This window comes from Corynebacterium sp. UMB2355A (assembly GCF_033877495.1).
Taxonomy (GTDB): Bacteria; Actinomycetota; Actinomycetes; order Mycobacteriales; family Mycobacteriaceae; genus Corynebacterium; species Corynebacterium pseudogenitalium.
In genome coordinates, this window is record NZ_CP138855.1 from 2,174,979 (window position 1) to 2,193,199 (window position 18,221).

Here is an 18,221-nt window from a genome sequence, read left to right on the forward strand (position 1 = left end):
AGGGGAAACGATGACGGATCAAGCTGAACGAGGTGCGGCGATCGTCGTCCGCGACCTCACGAAGAGCTACCCGATTGCGGGCAAAGCGGGCACCCCGCCCGAAGGCGGGGCAGGTGCCCCGCCGGACGGCGGGCGCAAGGGAAAGCGCGGTGCCCGGATGCGCAAGCATGTGCTCGACGGCGTGAGTTTCACCGTGCCCACCGGGGCGATCGTGTCGTTCCTCGGCCACAACGGTGCAGGCAAGACCACCCTCATCCGAATCCTGTCGACGCTCATCACCGCCGACTCCGGCGAGGTGAGCATCTTCTCGCGCGACGTGAAAGAGGACCCGGCGGGCGTGCGCGCTGACATTGCCACCACCGGCCAATTCGCGGCGATCGACGAGAACCTCACCGGCCGGGAGAACCTGGAGTTCTTCGGGCGGCTGCGTGGACTCGACCGCGCCGCCGCGGCCGCCCGCGCGACGGAACTGCTCGCGCAATTCTCGCTCGCAGACAGTGCCTCGACGCTGGCGTCGGCCTATTCGGGTGGCATGCGGCGCCGCCTCGACATCGCCGCGTCGCTGTGCGTCGTGCCCAGGCTGCTGTTCCTCGACGAACCCACGACGGGGCTGGACCCGGTCAGCCGCGAAGAGCTGTGGGGCTTCATCCGGCAACTGCGGGACGACGGAATGACCCTGGTGCTGACCACCCAGTACCTGGAAGAGGCGGAGGCGCTGGCAGACCACGTCCATCTACTCAAGGATCGCCGCATCGTCGCCAGCGGAACGCCGGAGGAATTGCGCCGCGCCTTCGGGTCGCACGTGCTCCGCGTGTCCTTCGCCACCGCCGCCGAGGCGGAGGCGTTCGCCCGCTGCCTCGGGGGAACGTGCCTGGACGGCGCCCGCGTCGCGGGGAAGTCGGTGTCCCTCGACGTCGACCCCGGACCGCGGGTCCTCGAGGCGGTGGCGCAGGCGATGGAGGCCTCGGAAGCGTTGCCGGATTCGCTGAGCGTGTCGCCGCCCACCCTCAACGAGGTGTTCATATCGATGAACGCAGGGGGTGCGGCGCGATGAGTGCGACGTCGGTCGCGGCGTTTCTCCGTCGGGATCTGCTGCTGTTGCGACGCAACACCGCGTCGCTGATCTCCATGTTCGTGGTTCCGCCCCTCTTCCTGCTGTGCCTGTACGCGGTGTTCGGGTACTCGGCGGAGCAATCCGGCTTCGGGTACCTGCGTTTCGTGCTCGGCGGCTGCCTGTTCCAGGCGGCGATGTTCACCGCCGCGGCGTCGGCGATGGCGGTGGGACAGGACGTCGAATCCGGGCTCGTTGACCGCGTGCGCGTGTTGCCCGGGGCTACAGGCGGCTATGTCGCCGGCAGGCTCGTCACCGATGTGCTGCGGATGTCCGCGTCGATCGCGGCGCTGCTGGTCGTCGCGTGGGCCTGCGGCCTCGACATGGCTGTCGGTGACGTCGCGTGGACTGTCCTGTGGTCGCTGCTCGCCGCGGCGGTCCTGTCCCTGGTCACGGACGGGGTGATCCTGATGGTGCCCGCCCCGGTGTCGACGGCCTCATCGATCCAGGCGCTGGAAATGCTGCTGCTCATGTTCTCCACCGCGTTCATTCCGGCGACCGCTTTGGACGGCTCCCTTCGCGACGTCGTGCGCCACATGCCTTTTTCGCCGGTGATCGAGGTGATTAGGGCGGCGTCCCCGGACGCCTTCCCGGATCGCGCCGGGGAAGAGGCCGCCCTGTGGCTCGGTGTCGCGGCGGTCGCCGGAATCGTCCTGTTCATCCGCCGGTTCACCTCGAGGAGCGAATCATGATTGGCGCCATCTTCGTGCATCTGCGGCGCATCGCCCACATTTGGCTGCGGCGCCCCGACTTCTGGTTCATGACGTTCATTGCTCCGCTCGTGTACCTGTTCATCGTCAACCGCATGTTCGGTGGCCTGGTCAGGCAGCTCACCGGAGAGTTCGAACTCCGGAACGCGGTCATCCTGGTCGTGACGGCGTGGGCGTTCATCCTGGCCATCACGGGATCATCCACCGTGTTCGTTGAACGCAGCAATGGCTTCCACGAGCGGTTGATCACCATGCCGGCGCCGTACGCGGCCGTGCCGGCCGCACGGATCATTGCCGAGTTCATCCGGATCATGGCGATGACGGCCGTCGTCGCGGCGGTGGCCGCCTTGCTTTCCGACGGCCCACCGGAGGTGTCCTGGTGGTGGAGGATCACGGTGACCGGCGCGATGGTTGCCGCGGCGGCCGCATGCACCGGCACGTACATCGCGTTCTCCATCACCAGCCCCCAGGGATCCGTGGCCCTTATCCCGTTGATAATCGTTGCGATGTTCGTCAATACGGTGCTCATGCCCGCCGACCACTTCCGTCCCCTCCTGCGCGGAATCGCCGGGCACACCCCCGTATCCGCGGCCGGTGAGGCCGTCAACGGTACCGGGGCTGCGGGTCTGGTGGTCTGCGCGGCCTGGTTCTTAGGCATCGCCGTGCTCGCGGCGTGGGGCATCGCCGTGAAAACGAGGCCGGGGGAGTCTGCATGACGGCCCGCGAATCCGAGCATCTAACCCGAAACCGCCGCGTGGACGCGGCCCACACACCCGGAGACAGAACCAGATGAAGTCGATCGCCCAGATCGTCCAGAACAACCGCAGGCTCCTCGCGGCCTACGAGGACAAGGTCCAGCCGAGGTTCCTAAGCCGCTATGCGCGCGAACCGATGGACGCCGCCGCCGTGTACCGGAAGCTCCGTGCGCTGGATCCCGGGCCGGATGCGCCGGCCCGGGTCCTCGACCTCGGTTGCGGAACCGGGTGGCTCGCCCGCACGCTCGCCGCTGAGTCTCGCTATCGCAGGGCGAACATCGTCGGCTACGACCTGTCGCCCAATGCGATCCGCATCGCCCGCGAACGCGCCGCCGCCGACGGGCTTGGGGCCCGGACGGAATTCCACGTTGCCGACATCCTCACGCCGCTCGCGGGAGAGCCCGGCGGGGCCTGTGAAATCTGGGTGTGTGGCGCGCTCCACCAAATGAAGGATGCGGGAGCCGCGCTCGGCAGGGTCTCCGGGCTGCTCGCCGACGGCGGCATCGCTTACGTGCAGACGTTCGTCGAGGATCCCGACGTGAACGAGCGGGTCGACATGGCCGTCATGGCGAAGATGGGCCACCGGGTGTTCCGGGGCAGCGAGCTCGAGGACCTCACCGAAGCCAACGGGCTGAAGCTGGACGGAGCCTCACGCGCCGGCATGGTGTATTTCTGCACTCTCGCGAAGAAAAGCGCGATCGGGGAGGCGGGGAAGTGAGCGCGATCGGGGAGGCGGGGAAGTGAGCGCGATCGGGGAGGCGGGGAAGTGAGCGCCGTGGACGGGACCGTAGGCCCGTGGTCGCTGCTCGCCCCGATTCGGACCCGGATGCGTGCGGTGGTCGCGTTATCCGTCCTGTCGTCGGTGGCTACCGTCGCTTCGCTGGTCGGCATCATCGACATCGCGATGACGTACCCGGAGGCCCCGGTGCATCGGACGTGGTTGGCCGTGGCTGTCATCGTCGTCGCCGCAACGGTGCGCATGGCCGCGGACGGCGCCGCCGGCATGCTCTCGCACCGGGCGGATAACGACCTGCAGCTCCACCTCCGGCGCCGGCTGGTCGCCCAAATCCGGAAGTTGCCGCTGGGCTGGCTGGACGCCCGGCGCTCGTCGGGAATCATCGAGTCGGTTGAGAAGGACGTCGCGGCTGTCCACCAGCTCATGGGCCACACCGTCGGTGAGACCGTGGTGGCGGTGCTGGTTCCCCTGCTTTCCCTCATCGCGCTCGTCGCGGTGGATTGGCGGATCGCGGCGGTGGCGGTCGTCCCGGTGCTGGTCACCTTCGCCCTGATGGGCGTGATGATTTCGCGCGGAGCCGGTCTTCAGCGCGACTACGAGCGAGCCTCCGAAGGAGTGACGGCCGCGGTCATCGAGTTGGTGCGCGGTATCCCGGTGATGAAGTCCTTCGGACGCGCCAGCCAGGGCGCGGGTCGCTACGATGCCGCGGCGTTGTCGTTCGTCCGCGCGTGGTCCGCCTGGTCCCGGCAGTCGAACATCTATCTCGGGCTCATCGACGTGGTGACGTCCCCGACCACAGTCCTCGCAGTGGTGTGCGGGGCCGGCCTCGCTTTGAGGGACGCCGCGGGCGGCATACCGGAGGGTCTCGTCGCCGGGCTGGTTCTCGGCCTTGGACTCTCCGCGGCGATCGTGAGGGTGGCTATGAACTCCGAACCCATCATCGCGGGGATCGCCGCCCTGAAGTCCATCGCGGAGGTGCTGGGCACGCCGCCGATCGCCGAGCCCGCCGATCCGGTGCCCGTGCACGGAGGCGCGCTCGAGGTCCGGAACCTGGTCTTCTCCTACGGGGATGGGCCGCGGGTCCTCGACGGGATGTCCGCGACGTTCGAACCAGGGACCCTCACTGCGCTGGTGGGGTCCTCCGGTTCCGGAAAGTCCACCGTCGCCCGGCTGTTGGCGCGTTTCCACGACCCCGTTGAAGGCTCGGTGCTGCTGGGCGGCGCCGATCTTCGCGACATCGCCGTGCGCGACGTGCACCGCTCGGTGTCGGTGGTGTTCCAAGATCCGCAGTTGTTCACGCTGCCGTTGCGGGAGAACATCCGGCTGGCCAGGAGAGACGCCACCGACGACGAAATCATGGCGGCCGCGAAGCTCGCGAACCTCGATACGGTCATCGCGGCGCTGCCGAAGGGCCTGGATTCGGTGGTCAACGTCGACGTAACCTTTTCCGGTGGTGAGGCGCAGCGCGTGGCCATCGCGAGGTCGATTGTTACGGACGCGCCGGTGCTCATCTTCGACGAGGCAACCGCTTACGCGGATCCGGCTTCCGAGGCCCTCATCCAGTCCGCAATCGAGCGTTTGGCCCGTTCGCGGACGGTGATCGTGATCGCGCACAGATTGAGCACGATCCGCAACGCCGACCGCATCCTCGTTCTCGATGGGGGAGCGGTCGCGGAGGCGGGTACCCACGACGAGTTGCTTGCGCGCGGTGGCCGCTACCGGGATTTGTGGCGCGCGTTCGCGCTCGACGACGAACCATCCGCCCCGCGGGGCACTGAAGCAGACGATGAAAAGGCGGGGAATCGATGATTCGGGACTTGTGGTCGATGACGGATCGGCGCTCGAGAATGACGCTGGTGTGGCTCATTGCGTTGGCCGCGCTTGCCGCGCTGGCCCAGGGAGCGGCGTTCGTCGCGCTGCTGCCGCTGCTGTCGGCTCTGGCCGAGGGAGATGATGCGACGGCGTGGCGTTTCACCGGCGTCATCGCCGGCCTCGCGGCCGCCCATGCGGTGTTGTCCCTCGCCGCGGGGACGGTCGGCAGGGCGAATTCCGCAGCGGTGCTGTCGTCCCTGTTGCGTTCCCTGGGCGAACGCGTGCTGACGTTGCCACTCGGGTACGTCACCAAGTCCACGGCCGGCCGCTTCTCGGAGATGGCGTCGTCGGGTATCGCGTTCGCGGCGTCCGTGCCGCACGTGATCCTGCGGCCCGTCATCGCCGCTGTGGTTACGCCGACCGTCATCGCTCTCGGAATTCTGGCGGTGGATTGGCGCGTCGGTTTGGTTCTTGTCGCGTCGGCGCCGGTGATCTTCTTCGCCTACCGGGCCATTGGCCGGGTCGGCGGGGAGTCGGACGAAGCGCATGCTGACGCCGTCGCTGCCGTCTCCGGCAGGCTGATCGAGTTCACCCGCGGCCAGCAGGCGATTCGCGCCGCGGGCGACGGTTCGGCGGCGGACGCGATGGTGGATGAGGCGATCCAGGCCCAACACGATGCGTTCGCGAAGGCGACGTCGACGCAAGGCGCGGCCATCGGACGGTTGGGCTCGGTCGTCCATGCGGTGTTCACGGCGGCGGTGATCGTCGCCGTGGCAGTCGCCGCGACGGGCGGGATGGCGCCGGCGCATTTGACGCCGATACTCATCGTGGTCGTCCAGTTCACCGAACCGATCACCACCGCGGGAGCGTTGTCCGGCGGTTTCGGTGCGGGCCGCAACACGTTGACTGCGTTGCGTGACCTGCGGGCAATCCCCGCCCTTCCCGAACCTGCCGCACCGGAGCTGCCCGACGGGCATGACGTGGAGTTCCGCGGCGTGAGCTTCGGGTACGGGGATAAGAAGGTTCTCGACGGCGTCAGCTTCCGTGCACCTCAGGGAGCGCTGGTCGCCATAGTGGGACCGTCGGGGGCGGGCAAGACGACGGTCATGCGGCTGCTGTCGCGTTTTCATGATCCGGACTCGGGGGAGATCCTCATCGGCGGGGTGCCCTTGCCTCGGATCGGCACCGACGGCGTGAACTCGCTGGTGACCCCGGTGTTCCAGGAGACGTTCCTTTTCGACGCGTCCGTGCGGGACAACGTGGTCTTCGCCGACCCCGGATTCGGTTCCAGGCCCGGTGACGGAGACCGCTTGCGCGAGGCCGCCCGGCAATCCGGGGTGGACCGCATCGTGGAGCTGCTGCCTTCCGGGTGGGATACCCCGGTGGGGGAGGAGGGGACGCTGCTGTCGGGAGGCGAGCGGCAGCGCGTCGCCATCGCCCGGGCGCTTCTGAAGGATTCCCCGGTGGTGCTTCTCGACGAGCCGACGTCCTCGCTGGATGCGGCCACTGAGCGGGCGATCGTCGGCACGATGGAAGCGTTGCGCGGCGATCGCACCGTGATCGTCGTCGCCCATCGCCTGCACACCATCCGCGATGCCGACCTCATCGTCGTGCTTTCGGAGGATGGGACGGTCGCAGAACGGGGCACGCACGATGAATTGCTGGCGAAGGGCGGCCGCTACGCCGAGTCGTGGACGTGCCGGACGGGAGGCTCCCCGGGCGCCTGATCCTCATCATCTGGTCGATGCCCCTCACGGGCGCCCTGCCGCAGCTTCGGTACTGCCACATCGATCGTGCCGACACGGGTGTCGAGCTCGCGGTGGCGGTACCCGTTGCGGTGGTTGACCCGCTGTTCAGAAGCCACGCCGTATTCGGCGCTGCAGACGGTGTCGGCCTGGGCGGAGAGGATCTGGTTGATAAACCCTTGCAGCATCTGCCGCATCAGGTCAGGGGAGGCTTGGGCGAGTAGATCGTCCAAGTAGGTTGCTGGGTCGATAGAATGCGGTGCAGCGGTCATCGTCATGTGCCTTTCGGTGAGATGTGGTAGTTGAGTCGAAAGGTTGACTGACGGTGGCCGCCCCACTATTTCCGAAGCCCACCATCAGCAAGCGTTACACCACACTAAGGGACGCAACCCACGGGGTATCGGGAAGTGATGTCAAAAGGTGCTTTTCATGCGCATCAAAAATGTCTCTGCGGCTTGACTGCTGGTGACGAAACGGCACCGCCTGGTTGATCTGGTCAACCAGCTGTTTAATGCGCGAGTTGAGCTCGTCTAGATCGACGCACTGGTGGCCATCGAGTGCGTGGATGACCTTGTGGGTGACGATCTTGACTGCAGCTTCGACATTGGCTTTGTCTTTCGGCCGTCTCGACCTCGTGGGCAGTGCTGCGGCGTTGTAATGCTCCAAAAACTGCTCGTAGGTGTCGTTGACCTTGCGGTTTCGATCCGCCGCGCTGATCGCGTTCGACGCAGTCGAGGCATTATCCGGCACCACAACCTCAGGCACGCCCCCGAAGTAGGCGAACGCGTGGTGGTGGGCATCAAGCCAGGAATGCTGGCGCTCATCCGGACACGCGAGGGCAAAAATCATCCCGGAATACGGCATTGAGGCGACAAACACGCTGACCTTGATCCCCGGTGTGCCGTCAGGGTCGAACAGGCGCATCTTGGTGCCTGCCCAATCCACCTGCATGGTGTGCCCCGGAGTGTGGGTGATGCGTGCGGTCAAACCGGCCGCGTCGACATGGGACGCCACCAACTGGCGAAACCGGTCGTAGCTGTAATGGAGCTGGCCGGGTAAAGCAGGTGTGGTGGTGTAGCGCGCCCACAGCACTTGCAGTGTCTGCTTGTCACGCCCCGTGCGGGCTTTGACCACCGCATCGAAATCGATGGGGACGAATTCGCCCTGGCCGGTGCTGCGCCCATCGACGAATAACTCGTCGAGCTCATCATCCGTCAGCGCCAAAACCTGGTCGACGGTGCGAATCCCGAGGGATCGAAGCACCTGGTTCGACCGGGAAATCGCGCGGTGCGAGCACCCGAGCTGTTGTTCAATCTGGCGGTACGAACGCTGCTGCACAAGCAGCTTCATCACCGTCCGGTAATCCGTCATCAGCGGACTCCTTCCGGTAACCGGCTACACCCCTGTGGTGCAACCACCCGAAAGCATCACCCGCCACCGCCAACCCCGCTACCGGATACCCACTAAACCGCTACCCGAAAGTCACCACACCGCTACCAAATAGCCGGTCGCAACATTTTGGGCTACTTTTCAAAGAGCGCTGACACTCTGAAGTCGGCCATCTAGCCGTCCTCCTTCAAAACAGGTCAGACACGGCACCACCGAATTGCGATGCCGCCGAAATCCAACCTGCCCCAAAGCAGTACCAACTACACGGAAAACCAGTACCAACTACGCAGACACCCCGTACCAACTACACCAAAACGGCACCGGGAGCGATAGCGCCATGACCGCATCCTGCGGTACTTCTCTGGATTTACTTACTGTCTTTCGCGAAAAGGTTTCTTTGCGCCGACACGCCGTCGAGTTCAAATTTAACGTGTAGCGTTATTGACGCTTCGCGTTATGGGAGATAGGGTGAAGCGTGATCCAGTCGTTCGCTGACAAAGACACTGAGCGTTTGTGGAATCGAGAGCGGGTTCGCTCGATCGATTCCCGCATTCACTCAGTAGCGCTGCGCAAGCTTCGCCAGCTTGGGTACGCGCAGACTGTTGATGAGTTACGGATTCCCCCGGGGAACCGGCTTGAGGCGTTGAAAGGTGATCGGCGGGGTCAGTTCAGCATTCGAATCAACGACCAGTGGCGGATCTGTTTTCGGTGGTCTGCCGCGGGGCCAGAGGAGGTTGAGATCGTTGACTACCACTGACAAGCTCCCTCCGATTCACCCCGGTGAGATCCTCATGGAGGACTTTCTCAAGGAAATGGGGATCACCCAGCACAAGCTCGCAGTCTCCATCGGCGTTCCGCCCCGCCGGATCAACGAAATTGTTCACGGTAAGCGCGCTGTAACCGCGGACACTGCTCTTCGCTTGGCTAAGTTCTTCGGAATGAGCCCCCAGTTCTGGCTCGGGTTACAGACCCAGTACGACCTGGATGTGGCAGAAGACAAAATCCTCGCCGAGATCGAGAGGATTCAGCCGGTTCACGCTGTCTCGGCGTAGCAGTTACCCGAACCAGGTCCGTCAGCGTGAGGATATGCACGCGGATGGTTCGAACTAGGGAATTTGGGGACGCCGTCGCGTGGACTTGAGCTCCGAGCGCCGCTTTTTCGCTTCGAGACGGCGCCGCACCGAGCCGCGCGTCGGCTTCGTTTTCCGCCGCGGGGGAGGCGGTGGGGCGAGCGCCTCGCGCAACAAGATGGCCATGCGTTCCCGCGCCTCGGCACGGTTGCGGACCTGCGACCGCTGCGTCGATGCGCTCACGGTGAGCACCGTGCCGTCCAGGCGGTGTTCGAGGTTGTGGAGAGCGCGGCGGCGTTGGGTGTCGGAAAGCGATGCGCATTCCGCGATGTCGATGGACAGCTGCACCTTACTGTCGGTGGTGTTGACGCCCTGGCCGCCCGGGCCCGATGCCTTCGCGAACCGCTCCGACAGGTCCGCCGCGGCGACGACGAGGCCACCGGGGATCCCCGGTCCGGGCGCGATGGTCAGATCGTTCATACCGCCCAGCGTAGTTAGAGTTGTTTCCGGATCAGACCCGACGTGCGAGATCAGGGTAATGTACGACCACTCAGTCACCGTCGACCTCCAACTCGACGTCGACTCCCCGTGTTCCGCTTTCGTATCGGACAGTTTCAGCATCGACGGAGCTGTAGTACTGGTCTGATGCGATCACCTGGAGGGACGGTATATCAATCCAAGTCATGATCAGCTGCGTTTTCGGAACCTGAGTCTCAAGCAGCGTCAAGCGACGAATAGGCATTGTGATGGTGAGAGGACACAGACCGAGATCGCAATCGAGTGCGGCTTTCAGGTCGGCTGACTGGACGATACCGGGGGAGGGCAGATCTTCAGGCTGGGCGCCCTCTTCATTGGTTTCCACCGACCCCACGCCTTGCTCGGACCTAAACAGCTCGAGGCTTCGCCCCATCCGTCGCCTTCAACGTTCACCGACACACGTTCGGTCACGCAGTTCTCCGCGGCGCGCAGCTCCCACTTATACGTGCGCACCGTGGTGAGGATTTTACTACGCTTGATGGTGCGAAAAGGCAGGTAGCTTTCGACTGAAACTCGGTCGAGTTCAAGTTCAACGTGTAACGCGGGGCATTAAGGTGGAGATCGTTGATTACCATTGACAAGCTCTCCCGTTGGTGAGCTCGCGGAGACACACCTGGCCGGGCATGTGCCCGATGAGAAACGACACTGAGTGGCGCTTCCGGGAGATTCTGGAGGGATGATCAATTGTCTGAGCACCACACGGCAATCGTCGTCGGTGGTGGCCAGTCCGGCCTAGCCACGTCGTACTACCTGCGGCGCTTCGAAGTGGACTTCTTGGTTCTAGACAACCAAGAGGAACCCGGCGGAGCGTGGTTGCATACGTGGCCGTCATTGACGCTTTTCTCCGCCGCGGAGTTCTCCAACCTGCCCGGCTGGCCCATGCCGCACTACCCGGGGTACCCGCCTGTAAGTCATGTCATCGACTATCTGGAAAGCTACGAAAAACGCTACGACCTTCCGGTCAGGCGCCCAGTGCATGTCCACAGCGTGTCCCATGAGGAAGGGATGTTCTACCTCAGTACGACCGCCGGTCAATTCACGGCGGAACACGTTGTCGCAGCCACAGGCACGTGGTCCGCGCCCTTCGTGCCCTACTATCCCGGCACCTTCGGCGGACGCCAGTGGCACTCGTCGACCTACCCTGGTCCCGAACCATTCCGCGATGCGAAAGTTGCGGTGGTCGGTGGGGCGAACTCGGGTGCTCAGATCGCCGCGGACCTCATCGGGACGTCGGAGGTCACATGGTTCACACGTGAGCAACCGCGCTGGATGCCTGATGATGTCGATGGTCGCGATCTCTTTCTCCGCAGCCGCCGCCGGATTCTCGGTGGCGATGCCGACCCGAACCTCGGGGACATTGTCGCATTGCCTCATCTACGTGAGCTCCGCAACTCCGGTCAGCTCACCGCTACCCCCATCTTCGATAGCTTGAACGAGCTGGACCACGACCACCTGATCTGGTGCACTGGTTTTCGCCCAACCCTCGGTCCATTCCGCCACCTCATGCGCGGCCGCGAAGCCGCGGTGAAGAATCTGCATCTAGTCGGTTATGGCAACTGGACCGGCGACGGCTCGGCAACGCTGATGGGTGTGGGGCCTTTTGCCAAACACACTGCCCAGGTTGTTGCGGGCCGTGTCGATAAAGCTCGGCATCAAAAGTTTTGAGATGACGCTTGGTCCCTGAGCAGAACGATCCTTCTAAGATCCGCGTTGGGGAGCCAGCGCGCTGGACGAAAGTGTGGCTCAGCGCTTCGCTTGTGCAGCCCGCAGGCCGTTCAAGATCACGATGACTTCGGCGACCTCGTGAACCAATACGACGGCGGCCAAGCCCAGCACGCCGCTGATCGCCAGCGGCATCAACACGATGATGATAGCCAGAGACAGCACGATGTTCTGGTTGATGATCCTGCTGCCTCGGCGGGCGTGTTGCAGTGCCTGAGGGATCAGCCGGAGGTCGTGGCCGGTGAAGGCGACGTCAGCGGACTCGATCGCGGCGTCAGAGCCGGTCGCTCCCATCGCTATACCCACCGTTGCGCCCGCCAGTGCCGGAGCATCGTTGATGCCGTCGCCGATCATGGCCGTCGGTGTCTTGGAGGAGAGTTCGGCGACGATGCTTGCCTTGTCCTCTGGGCGTAGCTCGGCGCGCACATCGTCGATCCCGGCGATCTCAGCCAGCGCCCGGGCGGTGCGAGTGTTGTCGCCGGTGAGCATGCTCACCTTCACGTCGTTAGCGTGCAGGGTCTGCACAGCTTCGGGAACCTCGGGACGCAGCTCGTCGCGGACCCCGATCGCTCCGGCGAGGGTGTCATCGACGGTGACCAGGACGCAGGTCTGACCTTCGGACTCCATGCGCTCAACGTCTGCCTTCAGTGGCCCGGCGTCGATCCACCGGGGGCTGCCCACCAGCACCCGTCGACCTTCGACGGTGCCGCCGATGCCATGACCGGCTTCCTCGCTGATGTCCGAGGCAGCGGGTGCTTCGGGCGCCGCTGCCGCGATCGCCGCGGCGAGGGGGTGCGTCGATTGCTGCTCAACTGCCGCTGCGAAGGAAAGCACCTGGGCCCGATCGAATCTGTCCGCCGGGACCACCCCGGTAACCTCGGGCTGGTTGCGGGTAAGGGTTCCGGTCTTGTCCACCGCCAGGTGACGGATGCCGCCGAGCCGCTCGAACGCCGCGCCGGACTTGATGACCACGCCGAACTGGCTGGCCGCGCCGATCGCGGCCACGACCGTCAGCGGCACGGAGATTGCCAACGCGCACGGCGACGCTGCGACCAGAACCACCAACGCACGGGTGATCCACGTCTCGGGGTCGCCCAGCAGCGAGCCAATCACGCCGACCAGCACCGCCAGGATCATCACCCCGGGCACTAGGGGTCGGGCAATCCGGTCGGCGATCCGGGCGCGGTCGCCCTTTTCCGCCTGTGCCTGCTCGACCAGGTCCACGAGTGTGGTCAGCGAGTTGTCAGTTCCAGCTGCGGTCGTCTCGACCTCCAACACACCGGCGGAGTTGATCGCTCCCGCGGGCACCTCGTCGCCCGGTGCGACCTCCTCCGGAATGGATTCTCCGGTGATCGCTGAGGTGTCAAGGCTGGAGCGTCCGGAACGAATGATGCCGTCCGTGGCGATCCGCTCCCCGGGGCGAACGAGCATCAGCTCGCCAACCACGAGGTCCTTCGCTGCGACTTCGACCGCCGTACCGTCGCGCTGCACCGTCGCGGTCTGTGGTACCAATTTCAACAGTGCTCGCAGTCCACTCTGGGCCCGGTCCATCGCCTTGTCCTCCAGCGCCTCGGCGATCGAGTACAGGAACGCTAGCGCCGCGGCCTCTCCGACGTAACCGAGGATTACCGCGCCGACCGCGCTGATTGTCATCAGCAAGCCAATGCCGAGCTTGCGCTTCGTGACAAGGTTCCGGGTAGCGCCGGGCGCGAACGTATACGCCCCCAACAGTAGGCCGACCCAGAACAGTACTGTCGCGGGTGCCTCTAGCCCGGACCAGCCCAGCGCCAGACCTATGCAGAGGGCTACGCCGGAGAAGATCGGCAGTAGCAACTCGGGGTCCTTCCACCATGGCCGATCGAGATCTTCGATTTCCGTGGTTGGTTCGTGTTCGCATCCACACGCTGAACTCATGCGTCCGTTCCTTTCTCGTCGCAGCCGGGCACCGAGCACTCAGGGTCGATGCACGGGGCATTCTCGTCGACAGCCAACGTCGCGTTCACTAGCGCGTTGAGCGCTGTCGCGAGGTGCGGATCGGCGATTTCGTAGCGTGTCTTGCGGCCCTCCGGCTCGGCGACGACGATGCCGCAGTCACGCAAGCAGGTCAGGTGGTTCGAGACGTTCGAGCGGGTCAAGTCCAGGTCGCGCGAAAGCACAGCCGGGTAGCTCGGGCCGTCGAGTAGGGTCATCAGGATTCTGGAGCGCGTCGGATCCGCCATGGCCCGGCCGAGCCGGTTCATGACATCGAGGCGCGAAGCAATAGTCAGCATGCGCTGAACTATACAGTCAATACTGAACTATTTCAAACGCACTGAACTGACATTGAAGCGAAGAGTTTGCCACCTGTTCAATCAATGCATTTTGGGAGGCTTTTGAGAGGTTAGCGCCCCTCTAGCTAAAAATGGGCGCGTACTGCGGAAATGGGAACAGGGGCAGCGGTGGGTAGTTGAAACGTGCTACTTGGTCTCTTGCTCCGGGTAGCGTACTTTCTTATCCTCGCCGACGACAGCTCCGTCGTTAAGCTTCGCTGCACTTAGGGTGGGGCCATGCTGCGTCATTCCCATGATGTGCTGCACGTTGTCGCCGTGGGCCAGGAGGTGGTCGGCGATGATGCGTCGGTGGCAACGCCACCAGACTGCCTCTGAGCACATGATTACTGTTGGGCATGTCCTGGCTTGTTCCCTGAGCGCTTGGAGTGACTGTGCGAATTCGTCGCCAAGGGCGTGGTCCGCGTAGTTGTGAAAGCTTCGGTTGCGCCAGTTGCCGTTCACCTCGAAGGGGACTGTTTTGGACACGTTGCGCCGCCCGGTGAGCCCTTCGTTTCGGGAGTATTCGATGCCGTGCCCAGGTAAGTGTTGGGCAAGTTGATCGTCGTTGAACCAGGGGTACTTCCTGGAGCCGGGAAGCTTGCGCACGTCCACGACTGCACGCACGCCGGAAGCCTCGAGCATGCCCACGAATTGGTCAAACTCGAGGTTTGAATGGCCGACGGTAAAGATCTTCATGCCTCCGACCCTAGGCGCTTTGAGATAGTGGAGCCGTAACGGGAGGTGAGAGGCCTGGCGGATACAAGGCGGGGTCACGCTCTCCGGTCCGTACGCAGTTGCACCTGCCTTTTGCGGCGTAGATTCTGCTGACTGCCGAGTGTTTCGCAGGCACCGATTGGTTGAGTTTCATTGGATCGGACGGGTGCTTTCGGTATCCCGCTTTGCCTGTTTGCGGGTCGAAATCCATGTAGCCCTTGTTAAAGGAGCCGTCTCTGTTGTCGTTGTTGCATCTGTGGTGCTCGCGGCAAAGACCAGTGAGGTTTTCAATATCGGTGTGTCCGCCCTTTATCCAGGCGAGGATATGATGTGCCTCACATTCTGACATAGGGGTGGTGCAGTCGAGCCAGGAGCATACTCCTTGGATGGCGAACATTGCGATTCGCTGTTCGACCGATGCGAGCCGGGTGGTTCTCCCCATCCACAGTGGTACTGAGGTGACGCCGTCCACTTGGAGGAGGAAGTCTGTAGTTCCGTCCATGCCGAGGCGTACAAGATCGAAACAGTCGACTTCGATGCCGGTGTTGGTGCCGTAAAGCATGGAAGCATCGCCGTCGGCGAGGTCGTCGAGAGTAAGTGCAATGACCACCGAGGCAGCGCCGCCGTTCGCCTTCTGGTGCGATTGCTCGTGTTGTTTGAAAATGGCGAAGAACTGGTCGAACCGACGTTGCTGCCGGGTGCGGGAGTCCACTTCGTCGTGCATCGCTGCTGGAAGGTTGGAGTTTGGCGCGAGGCCCTTGTCTGTGTGCGCTTTGATCAGGGCGGCATCTCCAGCCGTAGCGTTGATGTAGATGTCTACAGTGCCATCCGATTTGCGACGACCAATGGACATGCCACGATTTTCATACCCGGCATTAGGGTTGGTATGTGGGGCGTGTTTCCGGTTGACGTCGCTGACTGCGCGGCGAACGAACTGCCGGAGGTCTTCGGGGTTGCGACGTAAGCCCTCGGTCATGGCTGCGGAGTAGATGCGGGTGCGTTCGTCCACGCCAGCTTTGAGCAACTTGTCGAGTTCGCGCCGGATGATGTTTTGCTTCTCTGCACTAACCTGGGAAGACGTTCTTCTGGCAGTTGCCTGCTGCTGCTCCACTTCATGGGTGCGAGCGAAAAGCTCCTCGGTGCTTTCCTCGCTGGCCGGGGGAGTGCTAGGTGCTGGCGGCTGGCCGAAGAGGAGTCGGCCGCGTTCAAGGCGGTTGTAGGCTTCGCCCTTTGACAGGTCGAGGCACTGCTGGAGGTACGCGTTGGGGTAGTTAGCGCCGACAATTCGGCCAGCTTCTTCGCGCTCGGCGATGAAGGCGAACGCGGCGTCGATAGTTGCCTTCTTTTTGAATTGCTCCTCGAGGCGTTCCATTTCGTGCCGGATATCACTGAATGTGAGGGCGGAGGGGTCGGCGAAAAGCTCACTTAACGTGCGCAGCGCTGCCGAAATACCGTTGACGCATCGGGTGATTGTGCTGGTCATGCCCCCTCCTTTCGTGAGTTGCTCTCACCCTATCAACCCCCCGCCGACACAGATCGGCACGATTCGAACAAATGAACGAACTTTCTGGCGGTTTGGTACGTTGAGACGTGGCAGACAATCACTTGAGGGTGGAGGCGCTCGACGAACATGGCAAGCAATGACAGTGATGATCGCTACCGGTACATGGGTCTCGAGATGATTCCGACGCCATGTTGCAAAGCGAAAACCAGTGAGCCGTGCCCAGGGACGGGGTGGATGTGGCGGTTTGGAAACGGTGTCATGGCGCTGAAGTTCAACGATGACAAAGTGCTCACCGGCACTGGATATGGGTTTGATGACTACAAAGATTGGGGCTGAGGAGGCGACCTACAAGACGTGATCTTAAGCGCTGCCGCCGACGGGCTGAGCCTTCCCGATGCCCTCGAGCGTGTCCGCAAGGCGTTCGGCAACCCCGACGTTATCGTGGACCTGAAAGACATCAACGAGTGAGGTCGTATGTCCCCGGAGAACATTTTGCTGCGCTTGCCGAAGACGCAGGAGCAGGAGATTCGCAAGATTTATGAGGAGCTGGCGCAGCGCGGATTTCCCGTTCAGCAGCAGCGCCCGCACGTGTCAGTGACGTTCGCTCCTCAGATGGCTCGAAAGGTGATCGCCCGAGCAGGGGAACTCCTGCCCCAGTTATTGCCTGCGCGTCTGGACAGGGTAGGCACGGTGGTGTTCGGGACGAAGTCGAAGCAGACGGTGGCGTGGCTGCTGCAGGGCCCGGACGAGCTTGAGCGAGCAGCGCGGGAGCTCAACGAGCTCAATCCCGATGGCCGTGGTGCTCGGTGGATTCCGCACCTAACGATGGGGCTGCGCCTGCCGAAGGCGATCGTAGGGGACTATATCCAGGCACTTGCTGAAGTGACATCGCCACACTTCAGGGCTGTGGATGTGGAGTATGCGGCGCTGTACCAGCCGCGGTATGGCTCCGAGTATCGGTTTGAGGTTTAGGCCTTAGGCTTTAGGGGTGGCAGCCTTGAGGCGTTGGCGTACCAAGTGCGGGTTGGTTCTGGTATATTCGATGGCGATAATTACGAGCGCTGAGGCAGCACCGAGGATGGTTTCCGCACTGCGCGCAAGGAGCATTGGCGCGACGGGGGCAGGTTCGACGGCTTGGATCATCAGCAGGGCGGTCGGGGTGATGAAGCTCGCTGCCAGCGTGTAGTTGCGGGTGACATAGGTTTCGGTCAAGAACTGCAGGATGATGATCCATATCACGAACTGCCATTCCTGCATGTGGTGCGAGAGGAGGAACCCGGCGACGAGAATGCCGGAAAGGGTGCCGAGCATACGTTGCAAGGCACGAAAGTACTGCACGCGGTAGCGATTGTTGACCAGCGGCACTACCGCAGCGACCATCGCCCAGTAGAAGTGCGACAGCGGGTCAATGAGAGCGACGGAGATGATGCCGATCGTTCCAGCGAGCAGGGGAGCGAGGAAGAATCGCGCTGCCTCTCGCTTCAGCGCCTGCTTATCGACGCCCACTTCCTCCCCTCGCGGTTCACGCACATTGGGACCTTCCCCTATGAGGTGCGATATTCTCCCGAGCCCAAAGCAAAGACCGGCCGTCGCAGCAGCGACTGCTGTAGCGATCAGTGGGTGTGCCGGGTGGGCAAGGGACCCCACCGCGGCGATTGCGAAGAGTACGAAGACGGACCCGGTTGGGCGTGTACCTGACCACAGCGCGATGGTCGCCCACACCGAGGACGCGATGGCAGAGATGAGCATAATGAGCCACTGGTTTGCGTGGGTCCAAGACATTGTCGCGCCGATTGCGATCGCGACCACGATGGCGGTACCTGCAAGGAGCTGGTGGCGTGCCCTATCCTGTCGGGTTTCGTGGCGTCCATAAACACCCGTAAACGCGCCAAAGTTGGCGTAGATGGCAAGGTCGAAGCGGCCGATCCAGAGCAGGAGTAGGAGTGGGATGGCTACTCCGGCGGCTGTGCGGAAGGCAGGGATATGGTCCCGGCGTGCGGGTGCCATCGTGAACATGGCGCGAAAATGGTTCAAAGATCAGCCCTTTCTCCCGGAAGTAACAGAGTTGTTACCTTAGCCCTCTGCCAGCCCTCTGTCACAGAACCCA

Annotated in this window: 19 protein-coding genes and 1 pseudogene; 11 read left to right on the plus strand and 9 right to left on the minus strand. The window is 63.4% G+C overall.

Annotated elements, in window-relative coordinates:
• Positions 1-10: 10 nt before the first annotated feature.
• The 6 genes from R0V12_RS10385 (at position 11) to R0V12_RS10410 (ending at position 6,851) form a co-directional block, all read left to right on the plus strand.
• Positions 11-1,054 carry an ABC transporter ATP-binding protein gene (locus tag R0V12_RS10385; protein WP_034666007.1) on the plus strand — a complete coding sequence of 348 codons (1,044 nt, stop codon included), beginning with the start codon at positions 11-13 and terminating at the stop codon, positions 1,052-1,054.
• The gene (locus R0V12_RS10390) at positions 1,051-1,803 is read left to right on the plus strand and encodes an ABC transporter permease (protein ID WP_034666004.1); all 753 of its coding nucleotides are present in this window, start codon (positions 1,051-1,053) and stop codon (positions 1,801-1,803) included. The genes R0V12_RS10385 and R0V12_RS10390 overlap by 4 nt, the downstream gene beginning before the upstream one ends.
• On the plus strand, positions 1,731-2,537 hold the full coding sequence (locus tag R0V12_RS10395; protein ID WP_240492724.1) for an ABC transporter permease: 807 nt from the start codon (positions 1,731-1,733) through the stop codon (positions 2,535-2,537). The genes R0V12_RS10390 and R0V12_RS10395 overlap by 73 nt, the downstream gene beginning before the upstream one ends.
• 73 nt (positions 2,538-2,610) lie before the next feature.
• A complete protein-coding gene (locus R0V12_RS10400) occupies positions 2,611-3,294 on the plus strand; it encodes a class I SAM-dependent methyltransferase (protein WP_320072590.1) in 684 nt (227 codons plus the stop codon).
• 48 nt (positions 3,295-3,342) lie between these two features.
• Positions 3,343-5,121, plus strand: coding sequence for an ABC transporter ATP-binding protein (locus R0V12_RS10405; protein WP_070362736.1), 1,779 nt, complete (start codon positions 3,343-3,345; stop codon positions 5,119-5,121).
• Positions 5,118-6,851: an ABC transporter ATP-binding protein gene (locus R0V12_RS10410; RefSeq protein WP_320072591.1), complete on the plus strand. Its 1,734-nt coding sequence runs from the start codon at positions 5,118-5,120 to the stop codon at positions 6,849-6,851. The genes R0V12_RS10405 and R0V12_RS10410 overlap by 4 nt, the downstream gene beginning before the upstream one ends.
• A 32-nt stretch (positions 6,852-6,883) precedes the next feature.
• Here the strand turns inward: R0V12_RS10410 and R0V12_RS10415 are convergent.
• Positions 6,884-7,141 (minus strand): annotated as a pseudogene (locus R0V12_RS10415) (transposase); the annotation flags it as partial.
• Between the two features lie 94 nt (positions 7,142-7,235).
• Entirely contained in the window at positions 7,236-8,240 is a 1,005-nt protein-coding gene (istA, locus tag R0V12_RS10420) for an IS21 family transposase (RefSeq protein WP_070362733.1), read from the minus strand.
• Between the two features lie 493 nt (positions 8,241-8,733).
• Here istA and R0V12_RS10425 point away from each other — a divergent pair, with 493 nt between their 5' ends.
• Both R0V12_RS10425 and R0V12_RS10430 read left to right on the plus strand, forming a co-directional pair.
• Positions 8,734-9,015: a type II toxin-antitoxin system RelE/ParE family toxin gene (locus tag R0V12_RS10425; protein WP_070362732.1), complete on the plus strand. Its 282-nt coding sequence runs from the start codon at positions 8,734-8,736 to the stop codon at positions 9,013-9,015.
• A gap of 34 nt (positions 9,016-9,049) precedes the next feature.
• On the plus strand, positions 9,050-9,310 hold the full coding sequence (locus R0V12_RS10430; RefSeq protein ID WP_070363545.1) for a HigA family addiction module antitoxin: 261 nt from the start codon (positions 9,050-9,052) through the stop codon (positions 9,308-9,310).
• 54 nt (positions 9,311-9,364) lie between these two features.
• Here the strand turns inward: R0V12_RS10430 and arfB are convergent, their stop codons facing one another.
• Together arfB and R0V12_RS10440 are read right to left on the minus strand one after the other, a co-directional pair.
• Positions 9,365-9,808 carry an alternative ribosome rescue aminoacyl-tRNA hydrolase ArfB gene (arfB, locus tag R0V12_RS10435; RefSeq protein ID WP_070362731.1) on the minus strand — a complete coding sequence of 148 codons (444 nt, stop codon included), beginning with the start codon at positions 9,806-9,808 and terminating at the stop codon, positions 9,365-9,367.
• A 70-nt stretch (positions 9,809-9,878) separates the two neighbouring features.
• Positions 9,879-10,190 carry a putative glycolipid-binding domain-containing protein gene (locus R0V12_RS10440; RefSeq protein ID WP_288857842.1) on the minus strand — a complete coding sequence of 104 codons (312 nt, stop codon included), beginning with the start codon at positions 10,188-10,190 and terminating at the stop codon, positions 9,879-9,881.
• Between the two features lie 359 nt (positions 10,191-10,549).
• Here R0V12_RS10440 and R0V12_RS10445 point away from each other — a divergent pair, with 359 nt between their 5' ends.
• On the plus strand, positions 10,550-11,530 hold the full coding sequence (locus R0V12_RS10445; protein WP_320072592.1) for an NAD(P)-binding domain-containing protein: 981 nt from the start codon (positions 10,550-10,552) through the stop codon (positions 11,528-11,530).
• A gap of 78 nt (positions 11,531-11,608) precedes the next feature.
• Here the strand turns inward: R0V12_RS10445 and R0V12_RS10450 are convergent, their stop codons facing one another.
• The 4 genes from R0V12_RS10450 to R0V12_RS10465 all read right to left on the minus strand — a co-directional run bounded on the left by R0V12_RS10450 (position 11,609) and on the right by R0V12_RS10465 (position 16,093).
• On the minus strand, positions 11,609-13,501 hold the full coding sequence (locus tag R0V12_RS10450; RefSeq protein WP_320072593.1) for a heavy metal translocating P-type ATPase: 1,893 nt from the start codon (positions 13,499-13,501) through the stop codon (positions 11,609-11,611).
• Positions 13,498-13,857 carry a Cd(II)/Pb(II)-sensing metalloregulatory transcriptional regulator CmtR gene (cmtR, locus tag R0V12_RS10455; RefSeq protein ID WP_070362728.1) on the minus strand — a complete coding sequence of 120 codons (360 nt, stop codon included), beginning with the start codon at positions 13,855-13,857 and terminating at the stop codon, positions 13,498-13,500. Before cmtR ends, R0V12_RS10450 begins: the two co-directional genes overlap by 4 nt.
• A gap of 186 nt (positions 13,858-14,043) precedes the next feature.
• On the minus strand, positions 14,044-14,592 hold the full coding sequence (locus tag R0V12_RS10460) for a DUF488 domain-containing protein (RefSeq protein WP_284805197.1): 549 nt from the start codon (positions 14,590-14,592) through the stop codon (positions 14,044-14,046).
• A 10-nt stretch (positions 14,593-14,602) separates the two neighbouring features.
• Positions 14,603-16,093, minus strand: a complete 1,491-nt coding sequence (locus R0V12_RS10465; protein WP_320072594.1) for an HNH endonuclease signature motif containing protein — start codon at positions 16,091-16,093, stop codon at positions 14,603-14,605.
• Positions 16,094-16,240: 147 nt separating this feature from the next.
• Here R0V12_RS10465 and R0V12_RS10470 point away from each other — a divergent pair, with 147 nt between their 5' ends.
• Both R0V12_RS10470 and R0V12_RS10475 read left to right on the plus strand, forming a co-directional pair.
• Entirely contained in the window at positions 16,241-16,450 is a 210-nt protein-coding gene (locus tag R0V12_RS10470; protein WP_256021206.1) for a hypothetical protein, read from the plus strand.
• 138 nt (positions 16,451-16,588) lie between these two features.
• On the plus strand, positions 16,589-17,086 hold the full coding sequence (locus R0V12_RS10475) for a 2'-5' RNA ligase family protein (RefSeq protein ID WP_070362725.1): 498 nt from the start codon (positions 16,589-16,591) through the stop codon (positions 17,084-17,086).
• Positions 17,087-17,089: 3 nt separating this feature from the next.
• Here the strand turns inward: R0V12_RS10475 and R0V12_RS10480 are convergent, their stop codons facing one another.
• On the minus strand, positions 17,090-18,130 hold the full coding sequence (locus R0V12_RS10480; RefSeq protein WP_320072595.1) for an FUSC family protein: 1,041 nt from the start codon (positions 18,128-18,130) through the stop codon (positions 17,090-17,092).
• Positions 18,131-18,221: the final 91 nt, after the last annotated feature.